The sequence below is a fragment of the Klebsiella sp. A52 genome, assembly GCF_018388785.1.
GTDB lineage: Bacteria > Pseudomonadota > Gammaproteobacteria > Enterobacterales > Enterobacteriaceae > Klebsiella > Klebsiella aerogenes.
This window is the reverse complement of the sequence record NZ_CP074437.1, coordinates 1,624,865-1,642,070: the sequence shown is the minus strand read 5'-3', so window position 1 is coordinate 1,642,070 and position 17,206 is coordinate 1,624,865. Positions and strand designations below refer to the sequence as shown.

The following is a 17,206-nucleotide window of genomic DNA, read 5'->3' as shown; positions in this document are numbered from 1 at the left end:
TTTCTCCCAACATATTGATCCAGGTTACTCCTTAAGTATGACAAATTATTAAAATCGTCATACTTTTCGTTCCTTCTGGATGTAAACCTTGTCTATTTTCCGCACCACCTTGCTGGCGCTCTGCGCCTGCATTCCTCTGCTCGCGCCCGCCGCCATGCATGAAATCGCCATCGCCTGGCCGGTTAACGTCGGTCCTCTCAATCCACATCTGTATACGCCGAACCAAATGTTCGCCCAAAGTATGGTGTATGAGCCGCTAGTCAAATATCAGGCTAATGGCCGGGTTACCCCCTGGCTGGCTACCCGCTGGATCCACTCAGCCGATGGTAAAATCTGGCGTTTCACCCTACGTGATGATGTCTACTTCTCCAACGGCGAACCTTTTAACGCCCAGGCCGCGGTGGCCAATTTTCAGGCGGTGCTGGCCAACCGCCAGCGGCACGCCTGGCTGGAGTTGACCAATCAGATAACGGACGTTCAAGCGCTCAGCGATAACGAACTACAAATCACCCTGAAAAGCGCCTACTACCCGTTCCTGCAGGAACTCGCCCTTCCCCGCCCGTTTCGTTTTATCGCCCCCTCGCAGTTTGTTGACGGTAGTACCCAGCGAGGCATCAAGGCGCCCATCGGCACCGGTCCGTGGATGCTGGCCAGCTCGCAGCTTAATCAGCAGGATGTACTGGTACGCAACCCGCGCTACTGGGGCAAAAAACCGGCGCTTGAGAAAGTCACCGTGAAAGTTATCCCTGATGCTACCAGCCGGGCGGTCGCCTTTGAAACCGGTGAAGTTGATCTGCTGTATGGTGATGAAGGGCTATTGCCGCTGGATACGTTCGCCCGTTTTCGCCAGCAGGACGCGTACCGCACGCGTCTTTCCGCCCCGACGCAAACCGTGATGCTGGCGCTCAATACGCTGCAAGCGCCAACGAATGAACTGGCGGTACGCGAGGCGCTTAACTATGCCGTCAATAAACAGGCGCTCATTGACGGCGTGCTGTACGGCACTCAGCAGGTCGCCGATACGCTTTTCGCGCCCTCGGTACCTTACGCGCCGGATAACCTGCTGGCGCGCCGCTTCAATCCGGATAAGGCCCGTACGCTACTGGAAAACGCCGGCTGGACGCTAACGCCCGGCAAGGATATTCGTGAAAAAGACGGGCGCCCGTTGCGACTTGAACTGGCTTTTATCAGCACCGATGCGCTGGCTAAGTCGATGGCGGAAATCATCCAGGCCGACCTGCGCCAGGTAGGTATCGATGTCGGGCTGGTCGGCGAAGAGGAGAGCAGTATCTATGCCCGCCAGCACGATGGCCGCTTCACGATGATCTTCAACCATACCTGGGGAGCGCCATTCGACCCGCACGCGTTTATGAGTTCGATGCGCGTCCCTTCGCACGCCGACTATCAGGCGCAGCGTGGCCTGCCGGATAAGGCAATCATTGATCAAGAGATAGGAGAGGTCCTGACCACCACCGACGAGAGCCGCCGTCGCGAACTGTATCGCGATATCCTCACCCGTCTGCACAACGAAGCGGTCTATCTGCCGATAAGCTACGTCTCGCTGATGTCCGTCGCCCGCAAAACGCTGGGCGAAGTGCCCTTCGCGCCGGTGACCACCGATCTGCCGTTAGAGCTGATTACGCCGGTGGCACCATGATGCTGAAATATCTTCTTCGCCGCCTGCTCCCGCTGCCGTTGATGCTGCTTGCCGCCTCGGCGATCATCTTCCTGTTGTTACGTCTTGGCGCCGGCGACCCGGCGCTGGACTATCTGCGTCTCTCCAACGTGCCACCCACCAGCGAAATGATTGCCGCTACCCGCGAGCAGCTCGGGCTCAATCAGCCGCTGGCGCGGCAGTATCTACACTGGCTGTGGCGCGCGCTACATCTCGATTTCGGCGTCTCCTACGCCAGCCAGCGCCCGGTGCTGGACGACCTGCTGCATTTTCTGCCGGCGACGCTGCAACTCACCGGCGCGGCGCTGGTGATTATTCTGCTGACCTCGCTGCCGCTGGGGATCTGGGCCGCGCGCCATCGCGACCGCTTACCCGATTTCGCCGTACGTTTGATTGCCTTTCTCGGCGTCTCAATGCCCAACTTCTGGCTGGCCTTTTTGCTGGTAATGTTCTTTTCCGTCCATCTGCGCTGGCTACCGGCGATGGGCTACGGCGGCTGGCGACATCTGCTGCTGCCGGCGTTTTCCATCGCCCTGATGTCGCTGGCGATCAATGCCCGTCTGCTGCGCGCCAGCATGCTGGAAGTGTCCAGCCAGCGCCACGTGGTCTGGGCGCGTCTGCGCGGGCTGAGCGAAGGTCAGATTGAGCGGCGGCACGTGCTGCGTAACGCGACCTTGCCGGTGGTGACGGCACTGGGTATGCACATCGGCGAGCTGATTGGCGGCACGATGATCATCGAAAATATCTTCGCCTGGCCCGGCGTCGGTCGCTATGCGGTTTCCGCGATTTTCAATCGCGACTACCCGGTGATCCAATGCTTTACCCTGATGATGGTGGCAGTGTTCGTGCTGGCCAATCTGGCGGTCGACCTGCTTAACGCCGCGCTCGATCCGCGCCTGCGCCGCCATGAGGAGGCCGTCGTATGACGCTGTTCGCGACCTTCCGCTGGCCGGTAAAACTGGCGCTACTCATTATTGCGCTGCTGGCGGCAATCGCCATGAGCAGCGGCTGGTGGCTGCCCTATGACCCGGCGGCCATCGATCTCCATCAACGTCTGCTCTCTCCAGGCGACGCCCACTGGCTCGGCACCGATCATCTCGGCCGGGATATTTTCTCGCGCCTGCTGGCCGCCACCCGCGTCTCGCTGGGCGCGGTGATGGCCTGCCTACTGCTGGTGCTGCTGATAGGCCTTACGGTCGGCGGCAGCGCCGGGATGGTGGGCGGCCGCGTCGATCGCGGCCTGATGCGCCTGGCCGAGCTATTTATGACCTTCCCGACCTCAATACTTTCGTTCTTTATGGTCGGCGTACTCGGTACCGGTCTTAGCAACGTGATTATCGCCATTGCGCTGTCGCACTGGGCCTGGTACGCAAGGATGGTGCGTAACCTGGTGGTCTCTCTGCGCCAGCGCGAGTTTATTCTCGCCGCGCGCCTGAGCGGCGCGGGACATTGGCCGTTGTTCCGTGACCATCTGGCCAGTGCGGTGCTCCCTTCGCTGCTGGTGCTCGCCTCGCTGGATATCGGTCATATGATGCTCCACGTAGCCGGGATGTCGTTCCTCGGCCTCGGCGTCAGCGCGCCAACGGCGGAATGGGGGGTGATGATCAACGACGCCCGCCAGTACATCTGGACGCAGCCGCTGCAAATGGTCTGGCCCGGACTGGCGCTGTTTATCAGCGTGATGGCTTTTAATCTGGTGGGCGACGCGCTGCGCGATCGTCTCGATCCTCAGCTGATCGCGGAGCATAACCACTGATGCCGCAAAAGATCCAACTGGAACAACTTTCGCTCGTCGCCGACCGTCCGCTGGTCAGCGACGTTTCCCTTACCCTGCGCCGCGGTCAGGTGCTGGCGCTGCTCGGCAGTAGCGGCAGCGGTAAATCGCTGACCTGCGCCGCCACGCTCGGTATTTTACCGCCCGGCGTCAGGCAAACCGCGGGCCGGGTGCTGCTCGATGGTATCCCGGTGTACGGCGAACAGCTGCGCGGCGCGACCATCGCCACCATTATGCAAAATCCGCGCAGCGCCTTTAATCCGCTGCACACCATGGCGGCGCATGCGCGGGAGACCTGTCGGGCGACAGGTTACGAAGTCAATAACGCCGCCCTGCTGGCAACGATGGAAGAAGTGGGGCTGGAAAATCCGCTCTCGCTACTTAAGCGCTACCCCTTCGAGATGAGCGGCGGCATGCTGCAGCGGATGATGGTGGCCCTGGCCCTGCTCAGCCGCGCGCCGTTTATTATCGCCGACGAGCCGACCACCGACCTTGATGCCGTCGCCCAGGCGCGCATTCTCGACCTGCTGGCGGATATCGTCGCCAACCGCGGACAGGGGCTGCTGCTGGTGACCCATGATATGGGCGTTGTCGCCCGGCTGGCGCATGACGTGGCGGTGATGGAAAACGGTCGTATTGTTGAACGCTGCGACGTTAACACGCTATTTAGCGCCCCGCAGCACTCGCTCAGCCAGCGCCTGCTGGCCGCTCATCTGGCGCTGTATGGCCTGGAGAAAACACCATGAATTTACTCAGCGTAAACGCAGTGAGCCACGATTACCCCCATCATGGCCCGGTATTGCGCGATATCCAGTTCGACATCGCCTCCGGTGAAACGATGGCGCTGCTCGGGCGCAGCGGCTGCGGCAAAAGTACCCTGGCGCGGATGCTGGTCGGTCTCGAAACGCCGCGGTATGGCGAGGTCGCCTGGCGCGGCGCGTCGCTGACCTCCCTGAAGGGGGAGGCGATCGGCGCCTTTCGCCGCGATATTCAGCTGGTGTTTCAGGATGCCATTAGCGCGGTGAATCCGCGCAAAACGGTGCGCGAGATTATCAACGAGCCGCTGCGGCACCTGTTTAGTTTATCGCACGATGAGCGTACGCAGCGGGTGGAGGAGATGCTGCTGGCGGTTGACCTCGCCCCGGCGCTGCTCGACAAGCGTCCGGCGCAGCTCAGCGGCGGACAGCTGCAGCGCGTGTGCCTGGCGCGGGCGCTGGTGGTCCGGCCGCAGCTATTAATTCTCGACGAAGCGGTATCGAATCTCGATCTGATGCTTCAGGCGGAAATTATCGCCCTGCTCAAACGCCTGCAGGCGCAGTTCGCCACCGCCTGCCTGTTCATCACCCACGACCTGCGGCTGGTGGAGCGTTTTTGCCAGCGGGTGCTGGTGATGGAGAGCGGACGTATCGTCGAAACGGCAACGGTTAGTCTGCCGCTGCGCCTTACATCCGCTGCCGGACAGGCGCTACAGCGCGCGGTGCTCCCGCCCTTTCCCCACACTCTGCTTAACGAGGCCATGCCATGCAGCGCGTAACCCTGACTCTGGATGATGACCTGCTGGCCGCGCTCGACGCGCACAGCGCCCACCGCGGCTATCACAACCGCTCAGAAGCGGTGCGCGATATTCTGCGTGACGCGCTCCACCACAATCCGCTGCAACAGGCGGCGCAGCGCGGCTATGCGGTCCTGTCGTACGTGTATGAGCATGAAAAACGCGAACTGGCGAGCCGGCTGGTCGCCTCTTCGCATCAGCATCACGATCTCTCGGTCGCCACGTTACATGTCCACATCAATCATGATGACTGTCTGGAGATCGCGGTGCTGAAAGGCAACATGGACGAAGTACAGCATTTTGCCGACGAGGTGATTGCCCAGCGCGGCGTGCGGCATGGGCATTTGCAGTGTTTAGCGGATGATAATTAAAACGATGGCAATTTGATGCAGACTGTTTTAAGCCTGTTTGAGACGTTCATTGAGCGTCTCAAGGATCCAGGTATTTACGGAAACCTGCTCCTCTGCAGCGGCGGAGCTAAGACGCTCGCCAAATGATTCAGGATAGCGCAATGTGAAGGTTTTCAGCTTTTCCGGCTGAGCGTAAGGCTCGATGCCCGCTTCACGACAATCAGCAAGATATTCCTGTAATGATATCTCGCCCTCCTGTTGTAACCCTTGAATGCTATCGGAAACAAAATCGCAATATCCTGATAATCCCAGGAACTTACCGCGGAATGCATTGAGTTCAGGCACGTAGTTGATAACAGCAGGCTGCCCGGCAATCTCCATTGAATTTGGCGTTTTAGGTTTGATCATGGTTTTACCCCTCCTTGCCGCATGAGTTCACCTACTGAAATCATTTTTCTGATAGCACAATGTGAAGTCAACTTCTTACCAGGCAAACTTTGTTTATCAACAGTTGATAAACCACATAAACTATACGCTTTGTGAATTATCCCTGTTCGCCAATAATGGCGCCTCATTTAACGATCTCGTTATGGCGAGGCTCCTGCATAAATACAAGTTACCGCCCTGTTGGTATCGAGAGAGACCACTCAGGGAAATACAGGCTTCCATCGAATCAAGGTGTTGCCAAGGTAACTTCTGGCGGTCATAACCGTTCAGATACGTTATGCAGTGCTAAAACCAGGACGTAGGGATCTGCCTGCGCTAACCCTGTCTTGTTCGCCCCTATGAGTGATTTTTTATAGGGATTTTAATCATGTCTTCCATTCAACTCTGCGCCGCGCATCAGGCGACCTCTGGCTTCGACGGCGATGCGATCGCCCAGTACATGCGTACCGATTTTATTACGTTGCAGGAACATTTCAGCGTCCATGAGGCGCGTGAACACTTTATCTCGCAGCTCGCCAGCGACGATATCCCCGGCCAGGTATTTGTCGTCGCCGGTAACAAGCTGCGCGGCAGCTTATCAGTCAAAAAACTATTGCAGGAGGTAGAGGTAGGCCAGTCTATTCGCTACCTGATGGACAGCTGTCTGTTCCGCGTTAAACCCGACGATGAGCGCCCTCAGGTCATTGCCGAACTCACCGAGCGCGGCCTCGATCTGGTGCCGGTTGTCGATAAAGGCGAGCTGGTCGGCTGCCTGATGGAAAAGGAGATAGCCCATCTGCTGGAGGATGACGTCACCGAAGACGCCCAGCTGCAAGGGGCGACGCTACCGCTGGAAAAACCGTATCTGGAAATCAGTCCGTGGACGCTGTGGAAGAAACGCTCGGTCTGGCTGCTACTGTTATTTGTTGCCGAAGCCTACACCAGCAGCGTGCTACAGCATTTTGAAGAGGCGCTGGAATCTGCCATCGCGCTGGCCTTCTTCATCCCGTTACTGATCGGCACCGGCGGCAACAGCGGAACTCAGATAACCTCAACGCTGGTGCGTTCGATGGCGTTGGGTGAAGTCCGCTTACGTGACATGGGACGGGTTATCCGCAAAGAGGTGTCGACCTCGTTTCTGATTGCCCTGACCCTGGGTCTGGCGGGCTGCCTGCGCGCCTGGATGATGGGGATTGGCATGGAAATCACGCTGATCGTCAGCCTGACGCTGGTCTGCATTACTCTGTGGAGCGCGGTGGTGTCTTCGGTTATTCCGATGTTGCTTAAGCGGATCGGTATCGACCCGGCGGTGGTTTCCGCGCCGTTTATCGCCACGCTGATTGATGGCACCGGGCTGATTATCTATTTCAAAATCGCCCAGTATTTTCTTGGGCTGAACTGATCGAAACAGCCCGGGCGCCAGGGTGCCCGGGCTCTCGGATTAAATTTCCGCCAATGCCTGCGCGCAGGCCCAGGCGCTTGACCACGCCCACTGGAAGTTATAGCCGCCGAGCCAACCGGTGACGTCCATCACTTCACCGATAAAGTAAAGCCCCGGCGCTTTGCGCGCCTCCATGGTGCGTGACGAAAGCTCGTTGGTATCCACGCCGCCGAGCGTCACTTCCGCAGTACGATAACCTTCAGTGCCGTTCGGCTGCACGCGCCACGCGGTTAGCGTCTCCACCAGTGCCTGCTGATCGCGAACGTTCAGTTGCTTCAGTGTCACATCAGGTATTTGCCCAAGCTGCTGTAAACATTCGACCAGCCGCTTCGGCAACTGCATCGCGAGGGTATTTTTCAGGCTTTGGTTCGGATGAGCGCCCCGCTGCTCGTTGAGGAACGCCTCAAGATCGCAGTCCGGCAGCAGGTTGACGGTGACAAACTCGCCGGGCTGCCAGTAGCTGGAAATCTGCAGCACCGCCGGGCCGGAAAGGCCGCGATGGGTAAACAGCAAATTTTCGCGGAACAGCGTACCGTTCTCGGCGGTAATGGTAGCAGGAACCGAAACGCCGGAAAGCACCTGCAGCTGTTCAAGCAGCGGTTTATGCAGGGTAAACGGCACCAGCCCGGCGCGGGTCGGCAATACCTTCAGGCCAAACTGCTCGGCTACCTTGTAGCCAAACGGCGACGCGCCGAGCCCCGGCATCGACAGGCCGCCGGAGGCGATCACCAGCTTCTTCGCCGCCAGCGTTTCACCGTTAACCTGTAGCCGGTAGCCTTGTTCATCGCGCTCGACGCTAAGAATTTCGCTGCGCAGACGGATCTGTACGCCGCCCTTTTCACATTCCGACAGCAGCAGATTGACGATTTGCTCCGCTGAATCATCACAAAACAGCTGGCCCAGCGTTTTCTCATGCCAGGCAATGCCATATTTACCGACCAGTTCTATAAAATCCCACTGGGTGTAGCGCGCCAGCGCAGATTTGCAAAAATGCGGGTTTTGGCTGAGATATGCCGCGGGTTCGACATACATGTTGGTAAAGTTGCAGCGTCCGCCGCCGGACATCAGGATTTTGCGCCCCGGCTTTTTGCCATTATCGAGCAGCAGCACCCGGCAGCCCAACTGCCCCGCCTGCGCCGCACAAAACATTCCCGCCGCACCGGCGCCGATCACAATGGCATCAAACCTTTCCACTCAACTTTCCTCATTCCCGAATTGTCGGGAATTGTAAATATTTCACTCTGGTCACACCAGCACGAAAAAAACAACATTCAGTTACGTCTTTGAAAGATATAGGATTACTCCCAACCGGGTAAAACCCAAACAGGAAGAAAATCAAAAAAAGTCTATATTTCACTTTGCCCGCGCCGCTAAAGTCACTGATAATGCGCCGCGTTCATGTCCTCAAAATGGCGTAACGTCCTATGCTACATTTATTTGCCGGTCTGGATTTACATACCGGACTATTATTATTGCTTGCTTTAGCTTTTGTACTGTTTTACGAAGCGATTAACGGTTTTCATGATACCGCAAACGCTGTTGCAACGGTGATCTACACTCGCGCAATGCGGTCGCAGCTTGCTGTTGCGATGGCGGCACTCTTCAACTTTTTCGGCGTTCTGCTGGGCGGTCTCAGCGTAGCCTATGCCATCGTGCATATGCTGCCAACGGACCTGCTGCTTAACATGGGTTCCGCACATGGCCTCGCCATGGTGTTCTCTATGCTGCTGGCGGCCATCATCTGGAACCTCGGAACCTGGTATTTTGGCCTCCCGGCCTCCAGTTCTCACACCCTGATTGGCGCCATCATCGGTATTGGTTTAACCAATGCGCTGATGACCGGTACTTCAGTGGTGGATGCGCTGAATATCCCGAAAGTCATCGGCATTTTTGCCTCGCTTATCGTCTCGCCGATCGTTGGCCTGGTGGTAGCGGGCGGCCTGATTTTCATTCTGCGTCGTTACTGGAGCGGTACCAAAAAACGTGCTCGTATCCACCTGACCCCAGCGGAACGCGAAAAGAAAGACGGTAAGAAAAAACCGCCGTTCTGGACCCGTATCGCGCTGATCCTGTCCGCTATTGGCGTGTCGTTCTCGCACGGCGCCAACGATGGGCAGAAAGGCATTGGTCTGGTCATGCTGGTACTGATTGGCGTCGCGCCGGCGGGCTTCGTGGTCAACATGAACGCGTCAGGTTACGAAATCACTCGTACCCGCGATGCGGTCAACAACGTGGAAACCTTCTTCCAACAGCGTCCTGAGCTGCTGAAGAAAGCCACCGGCGTTGATCAACTGGTTCCGTCGCCGGAGACCAACACCGCGGCCAACGGCGAGTTCCACTGCCATCCGGCGAACACCATCAATGCGCTTGACCGCGTGAAGACGATGCTCACCGGAACGGAAAGCTACGATTCGCTGTCAGTGGATCAGCGCGGCCAGCTGCGTCGTATTATGCTCTGCATCTCCGACACCACCGACAAAGTGGCCAAACTGCCGGATGTGAGCTCTGACGACCAGCGCCTGCTGAAGAAACTGAAAACCGATATGCTGAGCACCATCGAGTATGCGCCAATCTGGATCATTATGGCGGTCGCGCTGGCGCTGGGTATTGGTACCATGATCGGCTGGCGCCGCGTGGCGACCACTATCGGCGAGAAGATTGGTAAGAAGGGTATGACCTACGCGCAAGGTATGTCCGCACAGATGACCGCTGCGGTGTCTATCGGCCTTGCAAGCTACACCGGGATGCCTGTTTCTACCACCCACGTGCTCTCCTCCTCGGTTGCGGGGACGATGCTCGTTGATGGCGGCGGCCTGCAGAAGAAAACCGTCACCAGCATCCTGATGGCATGGGTTCTCACCCTGCCGGCAGCCATTTTGCTGTCAGGCGTGCTGTACTGGCTGGCTCTGAAGCTTATCTAAGCAGTAGTCATGCGAAAAATGGGTCAGGAAACTGGCCCATTTTTTTTGCCGTCTATTCAGCGCAGCTCAATGCCAGATAAGCAGCGCAATCATACTCACCAGCACCAGACCACATAGCGCGCTGGTCAGGATGAACTGCCGGCGAACACGCTCACAGCGACGAATAAACTCGTCATCATGATGATCGCGATATCGTTGGGCATAGATATACCAAACCAGCCGCATTTGTTTACTGGGCTGCCCATGCGAGGTGAAAAAACCTCCGCCATCAACATATTGATAGAGCAAGGGATCGCAACCACGTAGCACAACCAATAATGCACGCAACGATGAGAAGTAGCGTGCCATATTCACCACACAAACGATACACAGGGCCCAAAACAGCGCAACAGTGCTGATCATACTTCCTCCCCGGCGACCCATCCACGGAGATCCCTCCGGGACTACCGCTCCCCAATATCATCCAACCCACCGTACAGTAAAAGAGTGCGATACCGGTCACGTTTATTTATCCAACCGGCTCATTAAATAGTGTAGGAGATCAGTTAATTTTTTTACCACAAGGTTAATCGTTATCAATACGTAAGACGGAATAATTTGTTTAACTAAGGGTGAACCAGGTGCATTGACGGAGTGCGAGGGGCGCTATATTGTAGAAATTATCTTCTACAATTAAGTCCTTAAAGGCTTAGCCCCCCGCGAATCTAGCTTGCAGGACGCGGGCGAATCGGCAGCACAGGCTGTCTGGTCCAACGGTCATCGACAACTTATGGAAGGAGTAACACTATGGCTTACAAACACATTCTTATTGCAGTAGACCTATCACCGGAAAGCAAAGTGCTGGTAGAGAAAGCGGTTTCTATGGCGCGCCCCTACAATGCGAAAGTTTCCCTGATTCACGTGGATGTGAATTACTCCGACCTCTACACCGGTCTTATCGATGTCAATCTGGGCGACATGCAGAAACGCATCTCTGAAGAGACGCACCACGCGCTGACCGAGCTTTCCACTAACGCCGGCTACCCGATTACCGAAACCCTGAGCGGCAGCGGCGATCTTGGCCAGGTGCTGGTCGACGCGATCAAAAAATACGATATGGACCTGGTGGTCTGCGGTCACCATCAGGACTTCTGGAGCAAGCTGATGTCCTCCGCGCGTCAGTTGATCAACACCGTTCACGTTGATATGCTGATCGTACCGTTGCGCGACGAAGAAGACGAATAATCCGCTTCTCCTCGCCAGCCAACGCCCGCACCTGCGGGCGTTTTTGTTTTTATGCTGTATCCCGCCTGAAGCGCACCGACCACATCAGGATATCAATCCAGATAATTAATATCGGTTAGTGTGATCAACCATTTATCAGAAATAATATCTATATAATAATCTATACATTCAGCCAATGACCGCATCATGATGGGTCATCAGACTTTTTCGGCGCGTTTTGGCAGACGCGTTCATACTTTTTGGGATAGCACTAAAAGGCGAAGGAATATGAAAACAACTGCACCTACGGGCTTGCTGCAGCAACCCCGTCCGTTCTTCATGATCTTTTTTGTAGAGTTATGGGAGCGTTTTGGCTATTACGGCGTCCAGGGCATCCTGGCGGTGTTCTTTGTTAAACAGCTTGGTTTCTCTCAGGAACAGGCATTTATCACCTTTGGCGCCTTCGCGGCGCTGGTCTACGGCCTCATTTCCATTGGCGGCTATGTCGGTGACCATCTGCTGGGAACCAAACGCACGCTGGTGCTCGGCGCCGTCGTGCTGGCTATCGGCTACTTTATGACCGGCCTGTCGCTGCTCAAACCCGATCTTATCTTTATCGCGCTTGGCACGATCGCCGTCGGCAACGGTCTGTTTAAAGCCAATCCCGCGAGCCTACTGTCAAAATGCTATCCGCCTAAAGATGCCCGTCTCGACGGCGCCTTCACCCTGTTTTATATGTCGATTAACATCGGTTCGCTGCTGTCGCTGTCGCTGGCGCCGGTTATTGCCGATAAGTTTGGCTACGCGGTAACCTACAACCTGTGCGGCGCCGGGCTTATCGTCGCGTTGCTGGTCTACTTCGCCTGCCGCGGAATGGTGAAAGATATCGGTTCCACCCCGGATCACCAGCCGCTGAGTTTCCGTAATCTGCTGTACGTGCTGGTCGGCACCGTGGTGATGATTTTCCTCTGCGCCTGGCTGATGCATAACGTTAAAATCGCCAACCTGGTGCTGATTGTGCTGTCCATCGTGGTGACGATTTTCTTCTTCCGCGAAGCTTTTCGCCTCGATAAAACCGGCCGCAACAAGATGTTCGTCGCCTTCATCCTGATGCTCGAAGCGGTGGTGTTTTATATCCTGTACGCCCAGATGCCGACCTCGCTCAACTTCTTCGCCATCAATAACGTGCATCACGACATTCTCGGCATGACGATTAACCCGGTGAGTTTCCAGGCGTTGAATCCGTTCTGGGTGGTGGTCGCCAGCCCGGTACTGGCGGCTATCTACACCCGTCTTGGCAACAAAGGCAAAGACCTGACCATGCCGATGAAATTCACTCTCGGCATGTTCCTGTGCGCGCTGGGCTTTCTGACCGCCGCGGCGGCCGGGATGTGGTTTGCCGACCCGCAGGGACTGACCTCGCCGTGGTTTATCGTGCTGGTTTATCTGTTCCAGAGTCTCGGCGAACTGCTGATTAGCGCCCTGGGACTGGCGATGGTTGCCGCGCTGGTGCCGCAGCGGCTGATGGGCTTTATTCTGGGGATGTGGTTCCTGACTCAGGCCGCCGCGTTCCTGATGGGCGGCTATGTCGCGACCTTCACCGCGGTACCGGAAAATATAACCGACCCCCTGCAGACGCTACCGATCTACACCAACGTGTTCAGTAAAATTGGCCTCGTGACCCTGGCGGTGACGGTGGTGATGGCCTTTATGGTGCCGTGGCTGAACCGGATGATAAATACCCCAGCCAGCGCCGAGTAACCCGTTAGCCGCCCCGGCGACAACCGCCGGGGCGAGAATAAAAGGCGGCAACGGCCGCCATTATTTTAATCTAGAGAACAAATGAAAAGCTGGCTTTAATATATATTTATAATATGTCTGTAGTAGAGCAAGCATAATTCTCAGTTTTCTCCCCACCACACTTTTTCCCCGCCTTATTATGCTAGAGTACATTACAGCGCGTCAGGCCTCACCTCATAAAAATGGCAAACTACGTTCATATTTATACGTAATCATGCGGCGAATAATATAAAAGGAATTATTATGAATAATGGGTTTAAAAGGGATAACTTGCTCCAGATACTGAGCGAATTATTGCCAAATGAAACCATTGATGAACGGAAATATGTTCATGGTCTTATTCGTTCGAAGCCAGCGGTGCTGTACTTCGCCGATACACAAATAGTCCAGCTCAATCTTTCATTGTTTTATGATTACAAAGATAATTACCAGCGCATCCCTTATACTGATATACGCGAAATTAAAATGCGCAACGTTCTCTGGCGAAAGTTCGCGCTCATATATACCAATCCGATCGCGCCCATTGAAGTTGAAATGCCCGGCAAATGCCTCGGTTGCCCATGGCAGGCTGAAAACTTAAGCTATCTATTAGAGAATGATTTCTTTCAGAATAGTTGGCCTCATTAGGCCTTATTAAGTAGATACTGTTATCGGTTGGCAACTTTTTAAGGGTTTTTCCCGGACGCGGCGCGTTGCGCCTTCTCCGGGCTACCAAATCGCATCGTGCTGTAGCCCCGGTAAGCGGCAGCGCCACCGGGGGATTTTGAGATCGCCAGCACCAGTAGTGTCAGCCATCATGATTAATTACTTAAAGGCAGGCCGCACGGACCGTAGATACTATTATCGGTTGGCAACTTTTTTAGTCCGGGAAAAAGAGTTGTTTTTTATTATTTCAGAGCAGATTGCGCTCCCGATATTTCTTCTGCGTTATGTCTCTCATGGCGCAGGGAGCGCACAGAGGGCTCTGGCCGCCAACACCGGCAGTTTCAGTAGCCATGGGGACAAAGTAGAGATCTTAAGCTCGCAATGGCGCGGACCGTAAGTCGGGTAAGGCGTTAGCCGCCACCCGACAAAAAACGACACCGCGAGTAGCGAGCCCAGGTAAGGCGTAAGCCGTAGCCCGGATAAGGCGCGTTGCGCCGCTATCCGGGAGATACAATCACGGCGTAATATTACTCCGGCGTACCGGCATAAATATCAAACCGATGCCCTTTGGTCACCACCGCGTTCGGCGTGGCGACATCCGCCAGCGGCGGCGCATAATCCGGACGCTTCACCACCACTCGTTTGGTCGCCAGCTGTCGCGCCGGCGCCAGCAGGCCATCGGCGTCTAAATCCGGCCCTACCAGCGACTGAAATACCCGCATCTCTTTTTTGACCAGCGCGCTTTTCTGCTTATGGGGAAACATTGGATCCAGATACACCACCTGCGGGCGCGGGGTGATATCGGTCAGCGCATTCAGACTGGAAGCATGAATCAGCTGCAGGCGCTCCTGCAGCCAGCCGCCGATCTCCGCATCGGCATAGCCACGTTTCAAACCATCGTCGAGCAGCGCGGCGACCACCGGATTACGCTCCAGCATCCGCACGCGGCAGCCGACCGACGCCAGCACAAAGGCATCACGCCCCAGGCCGGCGGTGGCGTCGACAACATCCGGCAGATAATCGCCTTTAATACCCACCGCTTTGGCTACCGCTTCGCCGCGGCCGCCGCCAAACTTGCGCCGATGGGCCATCGCCCCGCCGACGAAATCGACAAAGATGCCGCCAAGTTTGGGCTCATCACGCTTGCGCAGTTCCAGATGCTCGGCCGTCAACACCAGCGCCATCGGATTCTCAGCATCATGCTCCAGCTCCCAACGGGTGGCCAAAACAGATAAGGCGCCGTCACCGGCGCCTGTTTCATCAATTAAGCAGATCTTCACGTAGCAATCAGCCTTTGATCCCGTAATGCTCAAGCATCGCGTCCAGCTGCGGCTCGCGCCCGCGGAAGCGTTTGAACAGCACCATCGGCTCTTCGGAACCGCCGCGGCTCAGGATATTGTCGAGGAATGACTGACCGGTTTCGCGGTTGAAAATCCCCTCTTCTTCGAAGCGCGAGAAGGCATCCGCCGCCAGCACGTCGGCCCACAGGTAGCTGTAGTAGCCCGCCGCGTAGCCGCCCGCAAAGATGTGGCTGAATGCATGCGGGAAGCGGCCCCAGGTTGGGCCAGGCACCACGGCGACCTGCTTTTTAATCTCGGCCAGCGTCTCGAGGATTTTCGCCCCCTGCTCCGGCGAGTATTCCGCGTGTAGACGGAAATCGAACAGACCGAACTCCAGTTGGCGCAGAATAAACATCGCCGCCTGGTAGTTTTTCGCCGCCAGCATTTTCTCCAGCAGTTCCTGCGGCAGCGGTTCACCGGTTTCGTAATGACCGGAGATAAAGGCCAGCGCTTCCGGCTCCCAACACCAGTTTTCCATAAACTGGCTCGGCAGCTCGACCGCATCCCACGGCACCCCGCTGATGCCGGAAACGCCAGCGGTATCAATGCGGGTCAGCATGTGGTGCAGACCATGGCCGAACTCGTGGAACAGGGTAATTACTTCATCGTGCGTGAACAGCGCCGGTTTGCCGTTTACCGGGCGGTTGAAGTTACAGGTCAGATAAGCGACCGGTTTTTGCAAGGAGCCATCCAGTTTACGCATCTGGCCGACGCAGTCGTCCATCCACGCCCCGCCGCGTTTATGTTCGCGAGCATACAGGTCGAGATAGAAGCTGCCGCGCAGCTCGTTATTTTCGTCATACAGCTCGAAGAAACGCACTTCCGGATGCCACACATCGACATCGGTACGCTCTTTGGCGGTGATGCCATAAATGCGCTTAACCACTTCAAACAGGCCGTTAACGGCTTTGTTTTCCGGGAAATACGGGCGCAGCTGCTCATCGCTGATGCTGTAGAGATGCTGTTTCTGTTTTTCGCTGTAGTAAGCGATATCCCACGGTTGCAGTTCATCGACGCCAAACTCGGCTTTGGCGAAAGCACGCAGCTGAGCTAGCTCTTTCTCGCCCTGAGGACGCGCGCGTTTTGCGAGGTCGGTCAGGAAATCGAGCACCTGCTGCGGGTTTTCGGCCATTTTGGTGGCCAGAGATTTAAAGGCGTAGCTGTCAAAGCCCAACAGTTGCGCCAGTTCGTGACGCAGCGCGAGGATCTCCGCCATCACCGGGCTGTTATCCCATTTACCAGCGTTCGGGCCCTGATCGGAGGCGCGGGTGGAATAGGCGCGATACATCTCTTCGCGCAGCGCCTGATTGTCGCAGTAGGTCATCACCGGCAGATAGCTCGGGATATCCAGCGTCAGCAGATACCCTTCCTGCTCTTTCGCCTGCGCCTGGGCCTGAGCGGCGGCCAGCGCGCTTTCCGGCATGCCAGCGAGATCGGCGACGTCGGTCACCAGCTTGTTCCAGCCCATGGTGGCATCAAGCACGTTGTTGCTGTACAGATTGCCAAGCTCAGAGAGGCGCGCGGCGATTTCGCCGTAGCGTTTCTGCGCTTCTGCCGGCAGGCCAATACCGGATAATTCGAAATCGCGCAGGGCGTTATCGACCGCTTTTTTCTGCGCGGTATTCAAGGTGGCGTAGTTATCGCCGTCGCGCAGATCGCGGTAGGCTTTATACAGGCCTTCATGCTGGCCGACCCAGGTGCTGTACTCGGAGAGCAGCGGCAGCGTCTGTTCGTAGGCTTCACGCAGTTCCGGGCTGTTTTTTACCGAATTCAAATGGCTGATTGGCGAGAAGATGCGTCCCAGCACATCGTCCACTTCCGCCAGCGGCTGGCAAAGATTTTCCCAGCTATACGGCGCGCCGTGCGCCACCGCGCTTTCCACCGCGGCCCGGCAATCATCCAGCGCTTTGGTGACCGCAGGGACCACGTGCTCTGGTTTAATCGCAGAAAAAGGCGGCAATGAAAAAGGCGTCAGTAATGGATTGGTCATATGCGCTGTCCTGTTGAAGAAGGTGAATGAAGCGCGCGTTCCGGCGCTTTTGCATGAGATCTAGAATGGGGGATAGTTGCGGGAATTTC

General features: G+C 56.4%; 16 protein-coding genes and 1 riboswitch. Of the genes, 11 read left to right on the top strand and 5 right to left on the bottom strand.

Features of this window, described 5'->3' with window-relative positions; translation table 11 throughout:
* Nucleotides 1–88: 88 nt before the first annotated feature.
* The 6 genes from nikA to nikR are packed head-to-tail and all read left to right on the top strand — an operon-like array spanning nucleotide 89 to nucleotide 5,372.
* Nucleotides 89–1,657: a nickel ABC transporter substrate-binding protein gene (gene nikA / locus KGA69_RS07615; RefSeq protein WP_213292955.1), complete on the top strand. Its 1,569-nt coding sequence runs from the start codon at nucleotides 89–91 to the stop codon at nucleotides 1,655–1,657.
* The gene (nikB, locus tag KGA69_RS07610) at nucleotides 1,657–2,601 is read left to right on the top strand and encodes a nickel ABC transporter permease subunit NikB (RefSeq protein ID WP_213293133.1); all 945 of its coding nucleotides are present in this window, start codon (nucleotides 1,657–1,659) and stop codon (nucleotides 2,599–2,601) included. The genes nikA and nikB overlap by 1 nt, the downstream gene beginning before the upstream one ends.
* Nucleotides 2,598–3,431, top strand: a complete 834-nt coding sequence (nikC, locus tag KGA69_RS07605; protein ID WP_213292953.1) for a nickel ABC transporter permease subunit NikC — start codon at nucleotides 2,598–2,600, stop codon at nucleotides 3,429–3,431. Before nikB ends, nikC begins: the two co-directional genes overlap by 4 nt.
* Nucleotides 3,431–4,195 carry a nickel import ATP-binding protein NikD gene (nikD, locus tag KGA69_RS07600; protein ID WP_045397129.1) on the top strand — a complete coding sequence of 255 codons (765 nt, stop codon included), beginning with the start codon at nucleotides 3,431–3,433 and terminating at the stop codon, nucleotides 4,193–4,195. The genes nikC and nikD overlap by 1 nt, the downstream gene beginning before the upstream one ends.
* The gene (gene nikE, locus KGA69_RS07595; RefSeq protein WP_213292951.1) at nucleotides 4,192–4,983 is read left to right on the top strand and encodes a nickel import ATP-binding protein NikE; all 792 of its coding nucleotides are present in this window, start codon (nucleotides 4,192–4,194) and stop codon (nucleotides 4,981–4,983) included. Before nikD ends, nikE begins: the two co-directional genes overlap by 4 nt.
* Nucleotides 4,971–5,372 (top strand): nickel-responsive transcriptional regulator NikR, encoded by a 402-nt coding sequence (gene nikR, locus KGA69_RS07590; protein ID WP_049059221.1) that lies wholly within the window; start codon nucleotides 4,971–4,973, stop codon nucleotides 5,370–5,372. The genes nikE and nikR overlap by 13 nt, the downstream gene beginning before the upstream one ends.
* A gap of 27 nt (nucleotides 5,373–5,399) precedes the next feature.
* On the opposite strand, the gene KGA69_RS07585 is transcribed toward nikR, so the two are convergent.
* Nucleotides 5,400–5,759, bottom strand: coding sequence for a type II toxin-antitoxin system HicB family antitoxin (locus KGA69_RS07585; RefSeq protein WP_015703740.1), 360 nt, complete (start codon nucleotides 5,757–5,759; stop codon nucleotides 5,400–5,402).
* 168 nt (nucleotides 5,760–5,927) lie between these two features.
* Nucleotides 5,928–6,109: riboswitch (M-box (ykoK) riboswitch) on the top strand.
* Between the two features lie 56 nt (nucleotides 6,110–6,165).
* Here KGA69_RS07585 and KGA69_RS07580 point away from each other — a divergent pair.
* Complete coding sequence (locus tag KGA69_RS07580; protein ID WP_045397141.1) at nucleotides 6,166–7,179, top strand: magnesium transporter; 1,014 nt, start codon at nucleotides 6,166–6,168, stop codon at nucleotides 7,177–7,179.
* 39 nt (nucleotides 7,180–7,218) lie between these two features.
* Here the strand turns inward: KGA69_RS07580 and KGA69_RS07575 are convergent, their stop codons facing one another.
* Entirely contained in the window at nucleotides 7,219–8,412 is a 1,194-nt protein-coding gene (locus KGA69_RS07575; RefSeq protein WP_047047843.1) for a BaiN/RdsA family NAD(P)/FAD-dependent oxidoreductase, read from the bottom strand.
* A 230-nt stretch (nucleotides 8,413–8,642) separates the two neighbouring features.
* Here KGA69_RS07575 and pitA point away from each other — a divergent pair, with 230 nt between their 5' ends.
* Nucleotides 8,643–10,139: an inorganic phosphate transporter PitA gene (gene pitA, locus KGA69_RS07570; RefSeq protein ID WP_045397146.1), complete on the top strand. Its 1,497-nt coding sequence runs from the start codon at nucleotides 8,643–8,645 to the stop codon at nucleotides 10,137–10,139.
* Between the two features lie 66 nt (nucleotides 10,140–10,205).
* Here the strand turns inward: pitA and uspB are convergent, their stop codons facing one another.
* Complete coding sequence (uspB, locus tag KGA69_RS07565) at nucleotides 10,206–10,541, bottom strand: universal stress protein UspB (RefSeq protein ID WP_015703743.1); 336 nt, start codon at nucleotides 10,539–10,541, stop codon at nucleotides 10,206–10,208.
* Between the two features lie 384 nt (nucleotides 10,542–10,925).
* On the opposite strand from uspB, the gene uspA reads away from it, so the two are divergent.
* The 3 genes from uspA (at nucleotide 10,926) to KGA69_RS07550 (ending at nucleotide 13,769) form a co-directional block, all read left to right on the top strand.
* Complete coding sequence (gene uspA, locus KGA69_RS07560; protein ID WP_004145166.1) at nucleotides 10,926–11,363, top strand: universal stress protein UspA; 438 nt, start codon at nucleotides 10,926–10,928, stop codon at nucleotides 11,361–11,363.
* Nucleotides 11,364–11,654: 291 nt separating this feature from the next.
* On the top strand, nucleotides 11,655–13,103 hold the full coding sequence (gene dtpB, locus KGA69_RS07555; RefSeq protein ID WP_239517927.1) for a dipeptide/tripeptide permease DtpB: 1,449 nt from the start codon (nucleotides 11,655–11,657) through the stop codon (nucleotides 13,101–13,103).
* Nucleotides 13,104–13,385: 282 nt separating this feature from the next.
* The gene (locus tag KGA69_RS07550) at nucleotides 13,386–13,769 is read left to right on the top strand and encodes a hypothetical protein (protein ID WP_045397151.1); all 384 of its coding nucleotides are present in this window, start codon (nucleotides 13,386–13,388) and stop codon (nucleotides 13,767–13,769) included.
* Between the two features lie 545 nt (nucleotides 13,770–14,314).
* Here KGA69_RS07550 and rsmJ read toward each other — a convergent pair.
* Nucleotides 14,315–15,067 carry a 16S rRNA (guanine(1516)-N(2))-methyltransferase RsmJ gene (rsmJ, locus tag KGA69_RS07545; protein WP_045397154.1) on the bottom strand — a complete coding sequence of 251 codons (753 nt, stop codon included), beginning with the start codon at nucleotides 15,065–15,067 and terminating at the stop codon, nucleotides 14,315–14,317.
* A gap of 7 nt (nucleotides 15,068–15,074) precedes the next feature.
* On the bottom strand, nucleotides 15,075–17,117 hold the full coding sequence (gene prlC / locus KGA69_RS07540) for an oligopeptidase A (protein WP_045397157.1): 2,043 nt from the start codon (nucleotides 17,115–17,117) through the stop codon (nucleotides 15,075–15,077).
* Nucleotides 17,118–17,206: the final 89 nt, after the last annotated feature.

Excerpts from the sequence above, each read along its gene's own strand:
- nikB (WP_213293133.1), top strand. The coding sequence starts at position 1,657 with ATGCTGAAATATCTTCTTCGCCGCCTGCTCCCGCTGCCGTTGATGCTG.
- nikC (WP_213292953.1), top strand. The coding sequence starts at position 2,598 with ATGACGCTGTTCGCGACCTTCCGCTGGCCGGTAAAACTGGCGCTACTC.
- nikD (WP_045397129.1), top strand. The coding sequence starts at position 3,431 with ATGCCGCAAAAGATCCAACTGGAACAACTTTCGCTCGTCGCCGACCGT.
- nikE (WP_213292951.1), top strand. The coding sequence starts at position 4,192 with ATGAATTTACTCAGCGTAAACGCAGTGAGCCACGATTACCCCCATCAT.
- nikR (WP_049059221.1), top strand. The coding sequence starts at position 4,971 with ATGCAGCGCGTAACCCTGACTCTGGATGATGACCTGCTGGCCGCGCTC.
- KGA69_RS07585 (WP_015703740.1), bottom strand. The coding sequence starts at position 5,759 with ATGATCAAACCTAAAACGCCAAATTCAATGGAGATTGCCGGGCAGCCT.
- KGA69_RS07580 (WP_045397141.1), top strand. The coding sequence starts at position 6,166 with ATGTCTTCCATTCAACTCTGCGCCGCGCATCAGGCGACCTCTGGCTTC.
- pitA (WP_045397146.1), top strand. The coding sequence starts at position 8,643 with ATGCTACATTTATTTGCCGGTCTGGATTTACATACCGGACTATTATTA.
- uspB (WP_015703743.1), bottom strand. The coding sequence starts at position 10,541 with ATGATCAGCACTGTTGCGCTGTTTTGGGCCCTGTGTATCGTTTGTGTG.
- uspA (WP_004145166.1), top strand. The coding sequence starts at position 10,926 with ATGGCTTACAAACACATTCTTATTGCAGTAGACCTATCACCGGAAAGC.
- KGA69_RS07550 (WP_045397151.1), top strand. The coding sequence starts at position 13,386 with ATGAATAATGGGTTTAAAAGGGATAACTTGCTCCAGATACTGAGCGAA.
- prlC (WP_045397157.1), bottom strand. The coding sequence starts at position 17,117 with ATGACCAATCCATTACTGACGCCTTTTTCATTGCCGCCTTTTTCTGCG.